The organism is Streptomyces sp. PsTaAH-137, from assembly GCF_003259365.1.
GTDB lineage: Bacteria > Actinomycetota > Actinomycetes > Streptomycetales > Streptomycetaceae > Streptomyces.
In genome coordinates this window covers 386193-403875 of the sequence record NZ_QLLY01000006.1, presented here as the reverse complement: position 1 = coordinate 403875, position 17683 = coordinate 386193, and the positions used below count along the sequence as shown (strand labels likewise).

Annotated in this window: 16 protein-coding genes; 4 read left to right on the top strand and 12 right to left on the bottom strand. The window is 69.2% G+C overall.

The features are described 5' to 3' along the window. Positions 1-9 precede the first annotated feature (9 nt). Complete coding sequence (locus K377_RS16405) at positions 10-2070, bottom strand: restriction endonuclease (protein ID WP_181512581.1); 2061 nt, start codon at positions 2068-2070, stop codon at positions 10-12. Positions 2071-2349: 279 nt separating this feature from the next. Between K377_RS16405 and K377_RS16400 the strand changes: the two genes are divergently transcribed. After that, positions 2350-2745, top strand: coding sequence for a tautomerase family protein (locus K377_RS16400; RefSeq protein ID WP_111664208.1), 396 nt, complete (start codon positions 2350-2352; stop codon positions 2743-2745). Positions 2746-2797: 52 nt separating this feature from the next. Here the strand turns inward: K377_RS16400 and K377_RS16395 are convergent, their stop codons facing one another. Both K377_RS16395 and K377_RS16390 read right to left on the bottom strand, forming a co-directional pair. Beyond that, the gene (locus K377_RS16395) at positions 2798-2992 is read right to left on the bottom strand and encodes a DUF397 domain-containing protein (protein ID WP_111664062.1); all 195 of its coding nucleotides are present in this window, start codon (positions 2990-2992) and stop codon (positions 2798-2800) included. After that, the gene (locus K377_RS16390; protein ID WP_111664061.1) at positions 2949-3794 is read right to left on the bottom strand and encodes a helix-turn-helix transcriptional regulator; all 846 of its coding nucleotides are present in this window, start codon (positions 3792-3794) and stop codon (positions 2949-2951) included. The genes K377_RS16395 and K377_RS16390 overlap by 44 nt, the downstream gene beginning before the upstream one ends. A gap of 169 nt (positions 3795-3963) precedes the next feature. Here K377_RS16390 and K377_RS16385 point away from each other — a divergent pair, with 169 nt between their 5' ends. Further along, on the top strand, positions 3964-4392 hold the full coding sequence (locus K377_RS16385) for an ATP-binding protein (protein WP_111664060.1): 429 nt from the start codon (positions 3964-3966) through the stop codon (positions 4390-4392). 5 nt (positions 4393-4397) lie between these two features. Then, on the top strand, positions 4398-4994 hold the full coding sequence (locus K377_RS16380) for a DUF4291 domain-containing protein (RefSeq protein WP_111664059.1): 597 nt from the start codon (positions 4398-4400) through the stop codon (positions 4992-4994). A gap of 8 nt (positions 4995-5002) precedes the next feature. Here K377_RS16380 and K377_RS16375 read toward each other — a convergent pair whose 3' ends face one another. The 3 genes from K377_RS16375 to K377_RS16365 form a co-directional block, all read right to left on the bottom strand. Further along, on the bottom strand, positions 5003-5482 hold the full coding sequence (locus K377_RS16375) for a carboxymuconolactone decarboxylase family protein (protein ID WP_111664058.1): 480 nt from the start codon (positions 5480-5482) through the stop codon (positions 5003-5005). A 110-nt stretch (positions 5483-5592) separates the two neighbouring features. Next, a complete protein-coding gene (locus K377_RS16370) occupies positions 5593-5949 on the bottom strand; it encodes a DUF1330 domain-containing protein (RefSeq protein ID WP_111664057.1) in 357 nt (118 codons plus the stop codon). 101 nt (positions 5950-6050) lie between these two features. Continuing rightward, on the bottom strand, positions 6051-7094 hold the full coding sequence (locus tag K377_RS16365; protein WP_111664207.1) for an NAD(P)-dependent alcohol dehydrogenase: 1044 nt from the start codon (positions 7092-7094) through the stop codon (positions 6051-6053). Between the two features lie 119 nt (positions 7095-7213). On the opposite strand from K377_RS16365, the gene K377_RS16360 reads away from it, so the two are divergent. Beyond that, positions 7214-8101, top strand: coding sequence for a helix-turn-helix transcriptional regulator (locus K377_RS16360; RefSeq protein ID WP_111664206.1), 888 nt, complete (start codon positions 7214-7216; stop codon positions 8099-8101). An 81-nt stretch (positions 8102-8182) separates the two neighbouring features. Here K377_RS16360 and K377_RS16355 read toward each other — a convergent pair whose 3' ends face one another. The 6 genes from K377_RS16355 to K377_RS16330 all read right to left on the bottom strand — a co-directional run bounded on the left by K377_RS16355 (position 8183) and on the right by K377_RS16330 (position 17654). Beyond that, complete coding sequence (locus tag K377_RS16355; RefSeq protein WP_111664056.1) at positions 8183-11512, bottom strand: S8 family peptidase; 3330 nt, start codon at positions 11510-11512, stop codon at positions 8183-8185. A 107-nt stretch (positions 11513-11619) separates the two neighbouring features. Then, positions 11620-12306, bottom strand: a complete 687-nt coding sequence (locus K377_RS16350; RefSeq protein WP_111664055.1) for an ABC transporter ATP-binding protein — start codon at positions 12304-12306, stop codon at positions 11620-11622. Between the two features lie 45 nt (positions 12307-12351). Further along, entirely contained in the window at positions 12352-13851 is a 1500-nt protein-coding gene (locus K377_RS16345) for an ABC transporter permease (protein ID WP_111664054.1), read from the bottom strand. A 197-nt stretch (positions 13852-14048) separates the two neighbouring features. Then, entirely contained in the window at positions 14049-14735 is a 687-nt protein-coding gene (locus tag K377_RS16340; protein WP_111664053.1) for an ABC transporter ATP-binding protein, read from the bottom strand. A gap of 34 nt (positions 14736-14769) precedes the next feature. Then, positions 14770-16242, bottom strand: a complete 1473-nt coding sequence (locus K377_RS16335; protein ID WP_111664052.1) for an ABC transporter permease — start codon at positions 16240-16242, stop codon at positions 14770-14772. Positions 16243-16388: 146 nt separating this feature from the next. Then, positions 16389-17654, bottom strand: coding sequence for an Ig-like domain-containing protein (locus K377_RS16330; RefSeq protein WP_111664051.1), 1266 nt, complete (start codon positions 17652-17654; stop codon positions 16389-16391). Positions 17655-17683: the final 29 nt, after the last annotated feature.

Below are 17683 nucleotides of genomic sequence, written 5' to 3'. Positions count from 1 at the left end.
TTCGGCTGCTCACTCGACGTCGATGCCGAAATCGCGCACGAGCTCTTCCAGGCCGCCCGTGTAGCCCTTGCCCCCGAGGACGAAATCCCAGTCTCCGTTGGGGCGGTGGCGGAACGAGCCGAGGACGAGGGCCGTCTCGCCCGACCGGCCGTCGGAGACTTCCAGCCGACCCAGTTCCGTGAGCGCGGGGTCCAGCAGTCGGATACCGGCGTTCGTGAACCCGGAGAGGTCCGCGTCGGGGTCGGCCTCCGGGTCGACGGCAGCCACCAGCACGAACCGGTTGGCGGCGGCGGGCAGTCCGTCGAAGGAGACGCAGATGGCGGCCTTGTCCGGTGCGGTGGCAGAAAGGGCGCGCACGGAACCGTCAGGAGTCTGCCGGTTGTTGAAGAACACGAAGTGGTCGTCGCTGAGCACCCGGTTGTCCCGGCAGACGAGGGCGCAGACATCGAGGCTGACGTCTCCAGTCCACGACATGCCCAGGACGTTGTAGTCGTCGGGAAGCCGGGGGTCCGGAATCGTCGCCGTGGGAGCCGCCGCGGCGGGCGAGGCGCTGTCGCCCAGGCGTCCACGGAGGCCGTGACGATGGAGCAGGTCGACGAGTTCCGCTCCCGAGATCAGTTCCAGCGGCTTACCGTTGGCGAACGTGTGCGAGCCCGGGCCGAACCTCGATGTCGTGACCAGCACACCTTTGTTGGCGCCGGCGTCCTGGACCGTGCCGTACAGGTCGCGGACCGCTGTCGGAGGCACAGTGTTGCGGTAGCGCTTCACCTGAACGACGATTCGGCCGCCCGTGATCGGTGCCGGATCAAGAGCGTCGACATCCACACCACCATCGTTGGAACGCTGGGTCGTGACTGCCTGCATCCCCATGGCGCGAAACAGCTCGGCGACCAGGTTCTCGAACGCGATCGGATCCATGGCGTACAGATCCGGGTCGTCGTCCGTTCCGTGGGTGACGATTCGCTGTCCGATGTCGTCCGGTACACGCCCCGGCCGCACCGACGCCAATTGGTCCGGACGGGTGGACAGTTGTCCGCGCAGCGCATCAGCCAGACAGCTACCAGGGTCCACCTGCTCGATGTGCAGCCCGCGGAAGGTCGCGCGCGGAGCCATCACGGTCGCGAGGTAGATGCGTCCCGGCCTGCCCGTCGCCGGATCGTGTCCGTCCACAAAACCGTTCAGTGTCACGGACTCGATCACGCCGGACTCGTCCGCAGCGAAGACGTCGTGCAGTACGAGCAGCATGCACTGCGCCAGGACTTCGCGGTACACCGAACGGCGCTGGCCGACCGGTCGCGGTGTCTCCTTGTCCTGGTCCGTGCTGGACAGATAGCGGACGGCCTTGGCCTCGGGGACGACGTCGTAGCCCGGGAGCTCCCAGTCCAGCACCAGTTGTCCGGCCGCTGGGTCAAAGGCGGCGACAACTTGGCGGGGAAATCCCTCCGGCCACGCGGTGGATGCGTAGAGCGCCGCCGAGAAGTATTCGACCACGCCATCAGGGTCGCGTCGGCGTACCCGCTCTGTCAGCTCGGCGATACCGGCGTTGTGCCGCCGGGTGTCGGCCAGTTGGTCGTCCGCCCACCGCTCGTACTCCCTCTGGTACTCGGCAAGTTGCTGGAGGCGTCGCGCCTCAGCGGCCTGTGCTGCGTGCCAGTCGCGTTCGAAGCGCGCCCTCGCCTCGACCTGGGCCTGGGCGCGGCGACTGGCTGTCCAGCCGCCCTGTGCCTGGTAATGGTCGCTGACCGGCATGGGCACCGGCTGCCCCAACTGCCCCGGCGCGAACGGTGCGACCCGCTCAGGCCGCATCAGCGACGACACGCTGAAGGCGGGCGTCCGGCACCCGGTGACGAGGAGGCTCTGGAGAGCGGCGATCTGCGCGTCCAGCTCCTCTGTACGGCGGGCCGCCTCGGCCTGCCGGTACTCGCGGTGGCTCTGGGCGGCTCGGCGCTGGTGGGCGCGGGCCTGCTGCTGTTCGAGCCGCTGCCGCCGGGCCTCGGTCTCCGCCTGACGCTGCTGCTGCCTCTGCATCTCGGCCCATACGCCGACTACGCCACCAGAACGACGACTCATGTTCCGCATGCCCTCCCCAAGGCGCTCCGGCTGTCCCCACAACCCGGTACACCAATCAACATTATCCGGAGGTGCAGGGCCGCCGGGGCGTTCAGAGCGAGTCGACGAACGCCCACACGGCTGTACCGGTGACGGTGACGATCGGGCCGCACGGGTAGCCCCCAGACGCCGGCAATGACTTGGTGGCATCCTGTACCTATTGGTATGTACAGTCATGGTGCGACCACTGGTGATCGCCTGCTCGAATACACAAGGGCCCTGCCTGGGAGGGTGATCTCGATGCCTCTGGTCCGTATCGATGTCCTGCGGATGGAGCCGTCTCGTCTCGACGCTGTCGGAGATGCCGTCCAACAGGCCCTCACCGAGTCCATGGGGTTCCCGCCCGAGGACCGGTTCCAGATCCTGACCAACCATGACGGCACGGCCGGAGCACTTCGGCACGGGACCTATCTCGACGTCCCTCGCGACGACGGCATCGTCTACATCGACATCACGATGCGGGGTGGCCGGACCGACGAGCAGAAGCGTCAGATGTACGCGCAGATCTGCCGGCGGCTCACCGAGCGGACTCAGGTCGCACCGCACAACGTCTTCATCGTGATCCATGAGAACCGCGAGGCCGACTGGTCTCTCGGCTACGGCCGGGCGCAGTACCTGCAGGGGTCCCAACAGTAGGGACGGATCTCGGTGATCCGCCCGCCCCTGACCGTGATCGCTTGCGCTGAGTTCACAGCGAGTCGACGAACGCCCGCCAGGCGTTGCCGGTGACGGTGACGACCGGGCCGCCCGGGTTCTTGCTGTCGCGGACCGGGACGACACCGGGGACTCCGTCGGCGACCTCGACGCAGTGACCGCCATCGCCGTTGCTGTAGCTGCTCTTACGCCACAGTCGGGGGTTCGAATCGTTCGGGGTGCTTGCCATTTCGGTAGTCCTCCGCCGCTGCTTCGATCAGCCTGATGGACGCCTCTGGAGCGAGAGCGGTGGCTCTGAGGCGGTCGTACGCCTTCGCATACTGCCGCACGAGAGCGGGGTCATCGATCAACTGCCCGCTGTACATGCTCTCCGTGTACATGAGCGGTGGTTCGTCAGGAAAGGTCAAGAACCTCGCCGTGCCCATCATGAAGGGGTGCGGCCCCGCATTCCGCAGAAGGATCTGCGGAATGAATCGGCGTTTACGGGCGAGCGCCGCCACGTGGGCAAGCTGTTCCGCCATCTCCCCCTGTGGGAGGACCGGTTCGTGAAGGATCGACTCGTGCAACACGGCCCAGGTCTCCGGGCCGTCCGACTCTTCGACGAGATCGGCGCGGCTGCGCCTGTCCGCGACCTTCGCCGCCAGCAGGTCGTCGGAGGTCGACGGGTGGGCGGCCAGTACCACTGCCCGGATGTACGGCTCCAGCTGGAGCGGGCCGGGGAGCAGGCACGGCCCCCATTCCTCGATCTCCATCGCACGCCGCTCCGAGGCGAGCACGTCCGCGAAGTACTCGGCGTGTGTACCCCTCCGCGCCCTGCGCACATCCTCACAGTTGCGCTCGAAGTAACCGTCCGTACCCAGCACTTGATCAGCATGCCGCGCCAGATCAAGCGGCATCCGGCGCTCCCCCCGCTCGATGTCGCTGAGGTACGTCTTGCCGTAGTAACTCCCCCGTACCAGGTCCTCCAGGGAGAGCCCCGCGGCCTCGCGCTTCCAGCGCAGCTCCTTGCCGTAGAAGGTCGGGACGCTCATGGAGCCGTCGATGTCCCTGCGTCGCGCCCTCGTTCACCGTCCGGGTGAGAGGCGTCCGCAGGCCGGTCTGCGGACACGGAATCCCTTTTACGGTACGTGGACCGACGTCAAGGTGTGAGTAGTTCGTCACACAGAGCACACGGCACCCGGCACAGAAAGGCGTCCGCCCATGACCGGCCCCCACCCGCCTCAGCCCACGAGGATCGACCTGCTGGCCACCCCGAAGGCCGTACCCGAGTTGCGGCACAAGCTGCGCGGCCACGGCTTCGAAGTGCAGCTCTGCGTCAGCGAGTTGGTGACGAACGTGATCGACCATCTCGGGGAGGGGACACCGGTGACCGTGCTCGTGCGGCAGGAGGGCGACGGCCGTACGCGGATCGAGGTCACCGACCCCGACCCGCGCGCACTGCCCGTGCTCCTGCACGCGGTGCCCGACGACGAGTCGGGGCGCGGGCTGGCGCTGGTCGGCGCGGTCGCGCTGCGATGGGGCGTACGGCAGGGGACGTACGACAAGACGGTGTGGTGCGAGGTCGCGGAGGACCACGGTCGGCCCGCACAGAAAACCGCTGGCCTCCCCACCCGCGCCGCCACATCCTGAATACCATGACAGCAGCACCACGCCATGAGATCCGCGCCGCGTACACGGAGTCGACGATCACCGTCTACCAGGCGTACGCGCCCGGGATCGGCCTTCCCGCAGCCCGCGACGGGCGCTTTCCCGCGCTGTGGAAGCGGGACCGGATGACGTGGATCAAGCCGTCGTTCCTGTGGATGATGTACCGCTGCGGCTGGGCGGAGAAGCCGGGGCAGGAGGTCGTGCTCGCCGTGGAGATCTCGCGGGAGGGGTTCGAGTGGGCGCTGCGGCACGCGTGCCTGTCGAGCTACACGCGCGAGGTGCACGACGATCAGGCTTCCTGGAAAAGGGAGTTGAAGCGGTCGCCTGCGCGGGTGCAGTGGGACCCCGAGCGGGATCTGTCGCTGCGGCCGCTGGCGCACCGGTCGTTGCAGCTCGGGCTGTCCGGTGCGGCCGTGCCGCTGTACGCGGACGAGTGGACGGTCGGCATCACGGACGTGACGGCGCTCGCGCGGGAGGTGCGGGCCGCCGTCGGTGACGGGGACGAGGAACGGGCCGCCCGGCTGCTTCCCGCCGAACGGCCTTATCCCGTGTCCGGGTTGGACCTCGGGCACCTTGTGCCCTGATCCCCTCCTCAGTCCGCCACGGCGGCGAACATGCCCGGCTCGTAGGAGCCGCCGGCGAGGTGCACGATCACGTTCATCCTGGTCGCCGCGTTGATCAGGGAGACCAGGCAGACCAGGGTGCCGACCTCGTCGTCGTCGTAGTGCTTGCGCACCGCGTCCCAGGTCTCGTCGGAGACGCCGTGGTCGCCGAGGAGGGTGCCCTCCTCGGCGAGGGCCAGCGCCGCGCGCTCGGCGTCGGTGAACACCGTGGTGTGGCGCCAGGCCGCGACGAGGTTGATGCGCACCGCGCTCTCGCCCGCGAGCGCGGCCTCCTTGGTGTGGGCGTCGACGCAGAAGCCGCAGCCGTTGAGCTGGCTGACCCGCAGCTGCACCAGTTCCCGCAGGGTCTTGGGGAGCGTGGAGCCCTCCAGGGCGAGCGAGACGTTGTAGAAACGCTTGGCGACCTTCGCCGCGGTCGGGCTGTCGAAGAGGTTGAAGCGCGCGTTCATGGTGGCCTCCTGTGGTGGCGGCCTCCGTGGCCGCCTTCGCACACAAGACCCCGGCCGCCCCGCCTCCCGTGACAGCTCCGCGCTGTGGCACATCACACCGGCCGGGGGTGTCACACGACGGCTTCCGCCGGTGTCCCCCGCAGCAGCGCCGCCGTGCGCCCCGCGTCGTACCCCGCCGGCACCCCGTCCAGGATGACCAGCTCGCCGGGGATGTGGTCCGCGCGCAGCGGCAGGATCTCCCGGTAGGCGTCGGAGCCGTACCAGGCGTGGGCGCGGTCCAGGTCCGGGAACTCGACGATGACCAGGTCGCCGAGGCGCTCCCCCTCCATCCACTCCCCCTGCTTGCCGTGCGACAGGAAGCGGCCGCCGTAGGGCTCGAAGGTCCCCTGGACGCGCTCGATGTACTCCAGGACGTCGGGGTGCGGCGGCTGGGTGGGGCGCAGTACGGCGATGGCGTAGGCGGTCATGAGCGAGCCCTCCTCGGGTCCGGCAGGTAGGGGGATCCTGCCGGGAGCCCGGGGAGGGCGTCGATTACCTCTCAGGTCATGAGAGGTGGTTCAGCACGGGCTCAGATGGTGGCCGTGTCGATCACGAAGCGGTAGCGCACGTCGGAGTTGATGACACGCTCGTACGCTTCGTTGACCTGGCTGGCCTCGATCAGCTCGATCTCGGCGCCGAGGTTGTGCTCGGCGCAGAAGTCGAGCATCTCCTGGGTCTCGGCGATGCCGCCGATCGCGGAGCCGGCGAGCACCTTGTTGCCGCCGATCAGCGAGAACAGGTTGAGCGAGATCGGCTCCTCGGGGGCGCCGACGTTCACCAGGGCGCCGTTCGTCTTCAGCAGGCTCAGGTAGGCGCCGAAGTTCAGCGGTGCGGACACCGTGGAGAGGATGACGTCGAAGGAACCGGCCAGGTCCTTGAAGGTCTGCTCGTCGCTGGTCGCGTAGTAGTGGTCGGCGCCCAGCTTCAGGCCGTCGTCCTTCTTGCGCAGCGACTGCGACAGGACGGTCACCTCGGCGCCCATGGCGTGCGCCAGCTTGACGGCCATGTGACCGAGGCCGCCCAGGCCGACCACGGCGACCTTGCGGCCCGGGCCCGCGCCCCAGCGCTTGAGCGGGGAGTACGTGGTGATGCCGGCGCAGAGCAGCGGCGCGGCCACGTCCAGCGACAGGCCGTCCGGGATGCGCAGGGTGTACGCCTCGTCGACGACGACCTTCTGCGAGTAGCCGCCGTAGGTGGGCTCCCCGTCGTGGCCGACGGCGTTGTACGTGCCGACGTTGCCCCGCAGGCAGTGCTGCTCGTTGCCGGCCAGGCAGTTCTCGCACTCGCGGCAGGAGTCGACCATGCAGCCGACGCCGACCCGGTCGCCGACCTTGAACTTGGTGACACCGGAACCCACGGCCTCGACGACACCGGCGATCTCGTGCCCGGGGACCATCGGGAAGATGGCCTCGCCCCAGCCCTCACGGGCCTGGTGGATGTCGGAGTGGCAGATTCCGGCGAACTTGATGTCGATCAGAACGTCGTGCTCGCGGACGTCACGGCGCTCGATGGTGGTGCGCTCCAGCGGGGCCTTGGAGCTGGGCGCGGCGTATGCGGCAACAGTGGTGGTCATGGATTCCAGCCTGCCCGAGCCGGACCCCTGCTGCGACATCCGCGCAGGTCACCCCTTTGCGTACGACCAGTGGTCCTACTACTGGCGGGGTCAGGCTCACTGTCGTACGACCGGGAATACTGGACAGCATGGACGACAACCCGACCCTGGACCGCCGCGCCGAGCTCAGCGAGTTCCTGCGCACCCGGCGGGCCCGGCTCAAGCCCGAGGACGTGGGGCTCCCGTCGGCCGGGCGGCACCGCCGGGTCCCGGGACTGCGCCGCGAGGAGCTGGCCCAGCTGGCCGGGGTCTCGGTCGCGTACTACACCCGCCTGGAGCAGGGCAACGGGCGCAATGTGTCGGCGGAGGTGCTCGACGCGATCGCGCGCGCCCTGCGGCTGAGCGACACCGAGCACGCCCATCTGGTCCATCTGGCGAAGCCGACGCAGACCCGGCGCAAGCAGCGGGCGCCCCGGCGGCAGCAGCAGGTGCGGCCGGCGCTGCGGCATCTGCTGGAGAACCTGGAGGGTGTGCCCGCGTACATCGGCGGGGCGCGCTCGGACATCCTGGCCTGGAACCGGATGGCGGCGGCCCTCTTCGGCGACTGGGGCGCGCTGGCGGCGGCCGAGCGGAACTGGGCGCGGCTGACGTTCCTCGACCCGGCCTCCCGCGAGCTGTTCCGCGACTGGGAGCAGAAGGCATCGGACATGGTCAGCTATCTGCGGCTCTACGCGGGACGCAACCCGGACGACCCGGAGCTGTCGGCGCTGGTGGGTGAACTCTCCGTCAAGAGCGAGGAGTTCAGGAAGCTGTGGGCCACGCACGACGTGAAGGAGAAGGGGCACGGGGTGAAGCGGATGCGGCATCCGCTGGTCGGTGAACTGACCTTGTCCTACGAGACGTTGCACCTGCCGGACGACGACGGGCAGTTCCTGTCCGTGTACCACGCGGAACCGGGGACGGCCTCGGCGGAGGCGCTGCGACTGCTGGCCAGCTGGGGTGCCGACGCCACGCAGGTGCCCCACTAGGGCCTGTCTCCCGCGGCTCCCGTCGTGGCCGTTCGCGCAGTTCCCCGCACCCCTGGAGGGGCGCGGGGAACGCTCGTCACATCACTTGCCGAGATACGCCTTGTAGATCGTGATCGTCGACGTGTTGCCCTTCTTGTCGGTGATCTTGGCGCGGAGCGTGATGCCCTTGCCCTTGGCCGGGTTCTTCACGCTGACCTTGCCGCTCTTGACGGTGACCTTCTTGAAGTTCTTGCCGTCGTCGTAACTGACGTAGACCGACAGCGACTTGAGCTTCGAGCCGGCCGCCGCACCGGTCACGGTGACCGGGACGGACTGGGTCTTGCCCGCCGTGGCGCGGCTGTCGGAGCCGACCGCGGGGGTGAAGCGGACGCCGGCCGCCGGGAGCGTGACGAAGTCGGCGGTCTTCTTCGAGCGGAACGTCCAGGTCGCGTCGACCCGGGTGGACACCGCCGACACCTTGGTGCTGCGCTTCACCGACGTGGTCAGCTTGTACGCGGCGTCGCCGGAGGGCACGGTGAACGGCTCGCCGTAGAGCGGGTCCTTGTTCGAGCCGATCTTGGTGCCGTTGCGGTACAGCGTCGTCGCCACCGAGGTGACGTCCGAGGAGCCCGCGTGCGTCTTGCCGTCGGCGAACAGCGGCACGTAGCCGGCGATGTCGTTGCCGTCGCGGAAGAGCCCGTAGTCACCGCCCACGCGCGGCGCGAAGACGGCCGTGTTGAACGTCTTCGCGTACTTGCTGCCCGCCTTGAAGGTCTGCGGGGTGCCCAGCGAGTACGAGGCGTCCGGGACCGGGTTGCCGTCGGCGTCCTTGCCCGCGAACTGCAGGAAGTCGTACGTCCACTGGACGCGCTCACCGGCCGACAGGTACAGGGTGCGGGTGCCCGGCAGCTTCTGCTCGACGGGGGCGCCGAAGACGAGGTCGTCGGCGAGCACGCCGACCGGCGTCAGCGCGCCGGTCTTCCCGGCCACCGACGAGCCCAGCGTGTTGGCCACCGTGGCGAGTTCGGACTTCTTGAAGTGCTTCGACTTGTCGCCGACGATGTGCTTGACCTTGGCCGCGGTCGCCACGTCGTACTCGGCGGAGCTTCCCTTGCGCCACTGGCCGAACCAGGTCTGCGACAGCCCGCTCGACACGTCCGGGCCGAGGCCCGCCATGCGGACGTCCGCGAACGAGCCGAGCTGCAGGACGAGACCGATCTCCGCCGGGTCATAGGCGTAGGCGATGCTCGCGCTGACCGGCTTCGCCGCCGTGTCCGGCACGGTGATGTCGGCCTTCTTGGTCTTACGGGCGTCCAGCGTCAGCGTGATGTTCTTGGTGACGGCCAGCTTGGGCTGGACGAACCAGTCGACGCCGCCCTTGAAGTCGACGACGTCCTTGGCGAGCCACGCGTCCAGGAGGTAGTCGCCCTTGGGCACGCGCAGCGTCACCGTGCCGGAGTCGCTGGGCTCCGCGGAGAAGACCTGGTCCTTGCCGAGCCCGGTGTAGCCGATCAGGTCGCTCAGGTACGTCGACAGCGGCTTGCCGTCGCGGCCGAGGTGCGTGAGCTTGACGTCGTACGACTCGATCTCGCGCTGCACCGCGGCGGCGGTGCGCACGGTCTGGCCGTCGCCGGTCGCCGTGATGTACGCCGAGTAGGCGCCGTCGGCGGTGCCGCCGAGGCGGGTGTCGGCGGTCACGTCGACGGAGGCGGTGCCGCCCGCGGGGACCGTCACCTTCGTCGAGCCGAGCGTGAAGAAGCCCGCCGGAGCCGGCTGCCCCTTCGGGCCCGTGCCCTGGACCGTCAGGTCGAGGGTGACGTCCTTCGTGCCGGTGTTGCGGTACGTGACCGGCTTGGTGGCGGGCTTGTCGTCGGTGTGCGGCCACTGCGCGACGCCGAACCCGACGGAGACCGACTCGGCGAACACGGTCTGCTCGATGGCCCTGTCGACCTGGATCCGCCCGCTGCCCTGCTGGAACGGGGTGAGCCCCGCGGTGCCCTTGGCCGAGCCGACCAGGGCGCCCTTGAGCTGCGTGTACGTCCAGTCCGGGTGCTGCTGCTTGAGGATCGCGGCGGCACCGGCGACATGCGGCGTCGCCATCGACGTACCCGAGATGGTCAGGTACCCGGCCGGCTTCTCGCCGACCTCCTGGGCGATGACGCTGCCCGGCGCGGCGGCCGCGGTGATGTCGACGCCCGGCGCGGTCACGTCCGGCTTGATGCCGGCGTCGCCGACGCGCGGCCCGGTGGAGGAGAAGTCGGCGAGCTTGTCCTTGTCGTCGACGGCGCCGACGGTCAGCGCGGCGTCGGCGCTGCCGGGCGAACCGATCGAGTTCGGGCCCTCGTTGCCCGCCGCGATGGCGAAGAGGATGCCCTTCTCCTGCGACAGCTTGTTGACCTCGGCCTCAAGGGGGTCGATCTCGGCGGTGTCGCCGCCGCCCAGGCTGAGGTTGACGATGTCGGCGCCCTGCGCGGCCGCCCACTCCATGCCCGCGAGGATGCCGGAGTCGTCGCCGAAGCCGTCGTTGTCGAGCACCTTGCCGTTGAGCAGCTTGGCACCAGGGGCGACGCCCTTGTACTTCCCGCCCGACTTCGCGCCCGTACCGGCCGCGATGGACGCGACATGGGTGCCGTGGCCGAAGTGGTCGGTGGCGTCCGGGGCGGCGGAGAAGTTCTTCGACTCGACGACCTGGCTCTTCAGGTCGGGGTGCGTGGCGTCGACGCCGGTGTCGAGCACGGCGATCTTGACGCCCTTGCCGTCGTATCCGGCGGCCCAGGCGGTGGGCGCGCCGATCTGCGGCACGGACTTGTCCAGGCTCGCCCGGCGGATGCCGTCGAGCCAGACGCGGCTCACGCCGGAGGCGGTGGACCCGTCCTGGTCGGTGACGGCGTCCCACAGCTTCACCGCGTCGGACTTCGGCGTGGTGACCGCGTCCGCGTTCAGCGCCTTGAGCGAGCGGCGCACGGTCGTGTCACCGGCGTCGCGCACCTCGGCCCGGGCACCGGCCGCCGCGCCCTTGTAGCCGACGATGACCTTGAGGCCGCTCTTCTGCGCCTTCTTGTACGAGGCCTTGGACAGCTCCGTGATGTCGAAGAGCCGCTGGTCGAGCTTTCCGGCGGCGATCAGGCGCTGCGCGTCGAGCGGCACCACGTAGGTGTGTCCCGCGACGGTGCGGGTCTGCACGGGTATGTGCGCGCGCCCCGCGGCCGGCTCCACCCCGGCCGGCCGGCCCTTGGCGTCCACCGCGACCCGGTCGCCGGTGATCAGCGTGATGTGCGTCTTGGGCTTGAACTGCTGCCCCGCGCCTGTGCGGTGCGCGGCGGCCGCGGGCGCGGAGTGCGCCGGCAGGGCGACGCCCGCGGTCACGGCGACGGCGGCGGCGCCCGCGACGAGCGCCGCCCGACGCGTCCGAGAATGTGGCTGTCTGTGCAACTTTCCCCCCTGGGAACGGTGTTCACCGCAGGGGGCCTGATGAGAAACCCCCCGGGCGTACAGATGGCTCAGGGGGTTCCCGGGTTGCACCGATCACCAGGTTTTCTTTACTTGGCCTTTTCGTTCTCGGTGATCTTGATCTGGCCCTTGCGGATCGTCGCGAGGCGCGGTGCCTTGCGGGCGATCGCCGAGTCGTGGGTGACCATGATGAAGGTGAGCCCGTGCTCCTTCCACTGGGTCTCCAGGACGTCCATGATCTCGTCGCGCATGGACTCGTCGAGGTTGCCGGTGGGCTCGTCCGCGAGGAGCACCTTGGGGTTCTTCACCAGTGCACGGGCGATGGCGACGCGCTGCTGCTGACCGCCGGACATCTCGGACGGCAGATGCGTCAGCCGCTCCCCCAGTCCTACGGACTTCAGCGCCTCGGCCGCCCGCTCGCGCCGCTCCGCCACCTTCAGGCCCAGCGGGACCAGCGCGGTCTCCACGTTCTCCTGCGCGGTGAGCGTCGGGATCAGGTTGAAGGACTGGAAGACGAACCCGATGGACTCGGCGCGGACCTTGGTGAGCCGGGCCTCGGGCAGCTTGGCCAGGTCGGTGCCGTCGAGTTCGACGCTGCCCGCGGTGGGCCGGTCGAGGCCACCCAGCATCTGGAGCAGCGTCGACTTGCCGCCGCCGGTCGGACCCTGGATGACGAGCCGGTCGCCGTCGCCAATGGTCAGGTCGATCCCGGCGAGCGCGTCGATGCGCTCCCTGCCGCGCTGGTACTGCTTGATGACGCCTCTGAGCTGATACATGGGGCAACTCCTGTGGTACGTAAGGAAGTCGGGTCGGCCGGTGGACTACTCGACGCGGCGCAGCGCGTCCGCCGGGCGAAGGCGCGAGGCCCGCCAGCCGCCGAACGCACCGGCGATCAGTCCGCCCGCGACGGCGAGGCCGACCGCGAGGGCGATGGTGGTGCCGGAGACCGGCGCGGTCAGCGCGATGTCGAGGGTCTTGCTCGCGGACTGCCGCATCCCGCCGGGGCCACCGCCGCCGGGACCGCCCATGCCGCCCCCGCCGCCGAAGCCGCCACCGCCGCCACCGGTCGAGCCGAGGGACGCGCTGAGGGTCGGGCTGATCGCGGTGACCACGTAGGCGCCGGCCAGGCCGACCGCGATGCCGAGGACGCCGCCGATGAGCCCGTTGACGACGGCCTCACCGATGACCTGGCGGGTGACCCTGCCGGACTTCCAGCCGAGCGCCTTGAGCGTGCCGAACTCCCGGACGCGGCGGGAGACCGCCGAGGAGGTGAGCAGGCCCGCGACGAGGAACGCGGCCACGAGCACCGCGATGGACAGCCACTTGCCGACGTTCGAGGCGAGCGAGGAGGCCGTGGAGAGCGAGCCGGAGACGGTCTTGGCGAGGTCGGCGGAGGTGGTGACCGTGGTGCCCGAGACGTTCTTGCTGATGGCCGACTTCACCGAGTCGATCTGCTGGGAGTCGGTCGCCTTGACGTAGACCGTCGTGACCTTGTTCTTCATGTCGGCGACGGTCTGCGCCTGCTTCAGCGGGATGTAGAGGTTGGCCGCCGAGTCGCCGCTGTCCGCGGTGGAGACGCCGATGACCTTGAACTTCGTACCGTGGATGGTGACGTTGTCGCCGACGGCGAGCTTCTTCTCCTTGGCGTACGAGGCGTCGGCCACGGCCACCTTGGCGTCGGTCTCGGACGTCTTGAAGGTCCGGCCCTTGCTGATCTTCGAGGTGGTCAGCGGGCCGAGGTTCTGCTTGGTGACGTCGGTGCCGTACACCGAGAAGGAGTTGACGTCGAAGTTGGCGCCGCCGCCCTCGACGCGGCCCTGCGGCTGGCCGTTGCCGCCACCGTTCTGGCCGCCGGGACCGCCCTGCCCCTGACCCTGCTGGCCCTGGCTCTGGTCCTGCTTGAACTGGCCGCGCGTGAACTGCCCGCTGACCTTCATGACCTGGAGGTTGAGGCCGCCCACGGTGTCGGCGACGCCCTTCTGCCCGGCGACCTTGGTGACCGTGGAGGAGGCGAGGGTCTGGAAGCCCTGGACCATGACGCGGTCGGTGGACTGCTCCTTGTCGGAGTCGCTGTCCTGGGCTCCGAACTTGAAGTTCGGCCGCCCGTTGTCCCCGGTCTGCGCCGCGGCCGCCTTGGTGACGGTCATGTCGGTGCCGAGCCCGTACAGGGACTGCAGGACCTTGTCCTGCGCCTTGTTCATGCCGGAGGACACCGAACTGACGACGATGACGAGCGCGATGCCGAGGGCGAGCCCTGAGGCGACGACCAGGGCCGCCTTTCTGCGGCGGCGCAACTCGCGCCTGAGGTAGGTGAAGAACATGTGGCAGCCTCGCCGGATGACGGCCCGCGGGATCGGGGGCGCTGACAGGAATCAGCGGAACCGTATTGAGCGGCTGTAAGGGTTCTGTGAGGCCCGGATGAGAACGGCATGAGACCCCGAATCAAGCGCCGGTGATCGAGCCCCTCCGGCGATTGAGGAGCGGGGTCCGGGGCAGAGCCCCGGGACCCGCGCCCAAGCTAGGCCGCGCGAACGTTCTCCGAGACGGAGATCCGCCCCTTGCGGATGGTCGCCAACCGAGGCGCGGCCTTCGCCAGCGTCGAGTCGTGGGTGACCATGATGAACGTCAGGTTGTGCTCGCGCCACAGCCCTTCGAGTACGTCCATGATCTCGTCGCGCATGGACTCGTCGAGGTTGCCGGTGGGCTCGTCCGCGAGGAGCACCTTGGGGTTCTTCACCAGCGCGCGGGCGATGGCCACACGCTGCTGCTGGCCACCGGACATCTCGGACGGCAGATGCGTCAGCCGCTCCCCCAGCCCTACGGACTTCAGCGCCTCGGCCGCCCGCTCGCGCCGCTCCGCCACCTTCAGCCCCAGCGGGACCAGCGCGGTCTCCACGTTCTCCTGCGCGGTGAGCGTCGGGATCAGGTTGAAGGACTGGAAGATGATGCCGATCTTCTCGCTGCGCACCTTGGTCAGCTTCGCCTCGGAGAGGGTCGCGAGGTCGGTGCCGTCGAGGTGGACGCTGCCCGCGGTGGGCCGGTCGAGGCCGCCCAGCATCTGGAGCAGCGTCGACTTGCCGCCGCCCGTCGGGCCCTGGATGACGAGCCGGCCGCCGTCCTCCACGGTCAGGTCGACACCGCGCAGGGCGTCGACGGTCTCTTTGCCGCGCTTGTACTGCTTGGTCACGCCGCGCAGTTCGTACATGGTGGAACTCCTGTCGGGGGAAAGGGCGGTGGGGCTACTCGACGCGGCGCAGCGCGTCCGCGGGGCGCAGCCGCGAGGCCCGCCAGCCGCCGTACGCGCCGGCGACCAGGCCGCCGCCGATCGCCAGGGCCGCGGCGAGCGCGATCGTGGAGAGGCTGACCGGCGCGGAGAGCGCGACGTCGATGGTGCCGGCCGCGGACGAGGCGCCGCCGGGGCCGCCGCCCATGCCACCGCCGCCACCGGGACCGCCCATGCCGCCTCCGCCGCCACCGCCGGTGGAGCCGAGGGACGCGGTCAGGGTCGGGCTGAAGGCCGTGACGGCGTACGCGGCGACGACGCCGAGCGCGATGCCGAGGACACCGCCGATGAGCCCGTTGACGATCGCCTCACCGGCGACCTGCCGGGTGACCCGGCCGGACTTCCAGCCGAGCGCCTTGAGCGTGCCGAACTCGCGGACGCGGCGGGAGACCGCGGACGAGGTGAGCAGCGCGGCGACGATGACGGCCGCGGCGAGCACCACGACGGACAGCCACTTGCCCACGCTGGAGGCGAGGTTGGAGGCGGTCGACAGCGAGCCGGAGACGGTGTCGGCGAGGTCGGACGAGGTGGTGACCGTGGTCCCCGAGATGTTCTTCTTGATCGTCGCCTTGACGGTGTCGATCTGCTTGGAGTCGGCGGCCTTCACGTAGATGGTGGAGACCTTGTTCTTGGCGTCGGCGAGCGTCTGCGCCTGCTTCAGCGGCAGGTAGACGTCGCCGGTCGAGTCGCTGCTGCTCGCCTGCGCGATGCCGATGACCTTGTACTTCACCTTGTTGATGGTGAGCGTGTCGCCGACGGCCTTGGAGTTCTCCTTGGCGTACGACTTCGACAGGACCGCCACCTTGGCGTTCGTCTCGGCCGACTTGAAGGTGCGCCCCTTGGTGATCTCCATCGTGGAGAGCGGGCCGAGGCCCTGGTGCGCGACGTCGATGCCGTACACGGAGTACGAGTTGACGTCGAAGTTGGCGCCGCCGCCCTGCACGCCGCCCTCGCCGCCGCCACCCTCACCGGAGGGACCGCCCTGGCCCTGCCCCTGGGACTGGCTCTGTGCCTGGCCCTGGGTGAACTGGCCGGAGACCTTCATGACGCTGAGGGTCAGGGCGCCGGTCGCGGCGGAGACGCCCTTCTGGTCCGCGACCTCGTCGACCAGCGACGACTTCAGTGTCTGACCACCCGACGTCATGACACGGTCGGTCGACTGCGTCTTGCTGGAGTCGTCGTCGCCGTTGGCGTCGAACTTGAAGTTGGGGCGGTCGCCGCTCTTGGGAGCGGATGCGGCCTTGGTCACCGTCATGTCGGTGCCGAGCCCGTAGAGCGATTCGAGGACCTTGCTCTGGGCCTGCTTCATCCCGGCCGAGACCGACGTGACCGTGATGACCAGCGCGATGCCGAGCGCGAGCCCGGAGGCGACGACGAGCGCCGCCTTCCGGCGCCGCCTCAATTCGCGCCTGAGGTAGGTGAGGAACATGGACCGGACAGTAAGGACGGCGCTTGGCAGTGAGCTGTGAGCAGCATGCGGTCTGCATGTGTGCCGGATAAAAACACGGTGAGACCTTGAACGCGCGGAACCCCGGTGCACGGGGTGCACCGGGGTTCCGCGAGAGAGATGGCGGGTCAGGCGGCGGAGCCGGCCTTCCAGTCCGCCCAGCTCAGGTTCCAGCCGTTGAGGCCGTTGTCCGGCTGGACCGTCTTGTCGCCGGTGTTCTTCACGATGACGACGTCGCCGACCATCGAGTTGTCGTAGAACCAGGCGCCCGGGGTGCTGGAGTCATTGGCGCCCTTGGCGTCGGAGAGGCCGACGCAGCCGTGGCTGGTGTTCACCGAGCCGAAGATGGACTTGGCGCCCCAGTAGTTGCCGTGGATGAAGGTGCCGGAGTTCGACAGGCGCATCGCGTGCGGCACGTCCTTGATGTCGTACTCGCCCTTGCCGTCGTCGTCCGTGAAGCCGACCGTCGCGCCGTTCATCCGGGTCTCCTTGAACTTCTCGGAGATCACCATCTGGCCCTCGTACGTCTTGTTCTCGGGCGAACCGGCGGAGATCGGGATGGTCTTGACGACCTTGCCGTCACGGGTGACGGTCATCTGCTTGGTCTTGGCGTCGACCGTGGAGACCTGGTTGCGCCCGACCTTGAAGGTGACCGTCTTCTGCTGCACGCCGGTCACGCCGCTCGCGCCCTCGACGCCGTCGAGGTCGAGCTTGAGGGTGACGGTGGAGCCGCCCTTCCAGTAGTCCTCGGGGCGGAAGTCCAGGCGGTTGGCGCTGAACCAGTGGCCGACGACCTCCTGGCCGCTGCTGGACGACACGGTGATGTGGGACTGCACGTCCGACTTGTTGGTGATCGCCTTGTCGAAGTTGATCGACACGGGCATGCCGACACCGACGGTGGAGCCGTCCTCCGGCGTGAAGTTGCCGATGAAGCTGTTGGCCGGGGAGACCGTCGTGAACTGCGAGTTCTCGTGCGCGGCGCGGCCGTCGGAGTCCTTCGCGACGGCGGCGATCTTGTACGAGGTGGCGCGCTCCAGCTGGTTCGTCGGCTTCCAGCTCTTCTTGTCCGCGGCTATCTGGCCCGCGACGGCGGTCCCGTCGGCCGTGGTCATCGTGACCTCGGTGAGCGTGCCCTTGCTCACGGTGACCTTGGCGGCGTTGTTGATGCTCGCGTTGTCGGAGCCGTCCTTGGGCGCGATCTTGATGTCGGCCTCGGAGGTCTTCTTCGCCGCGGCCTCGTCGGCCTGCTGCTGCGTCTTCTCACCGCTGCCCGACGCGGCACTGTCGCCGTCGCCACCGCTGCACGCAGAGAGCACCAGAACACCGCCGAGCAGGGCGGACGCGGCCATCAGACCCTTGCGCCGCTTACCGTCCGTCATCACACGCTTCTCCATCGTCGCCGATTTCCGGGATCACCCCGAAG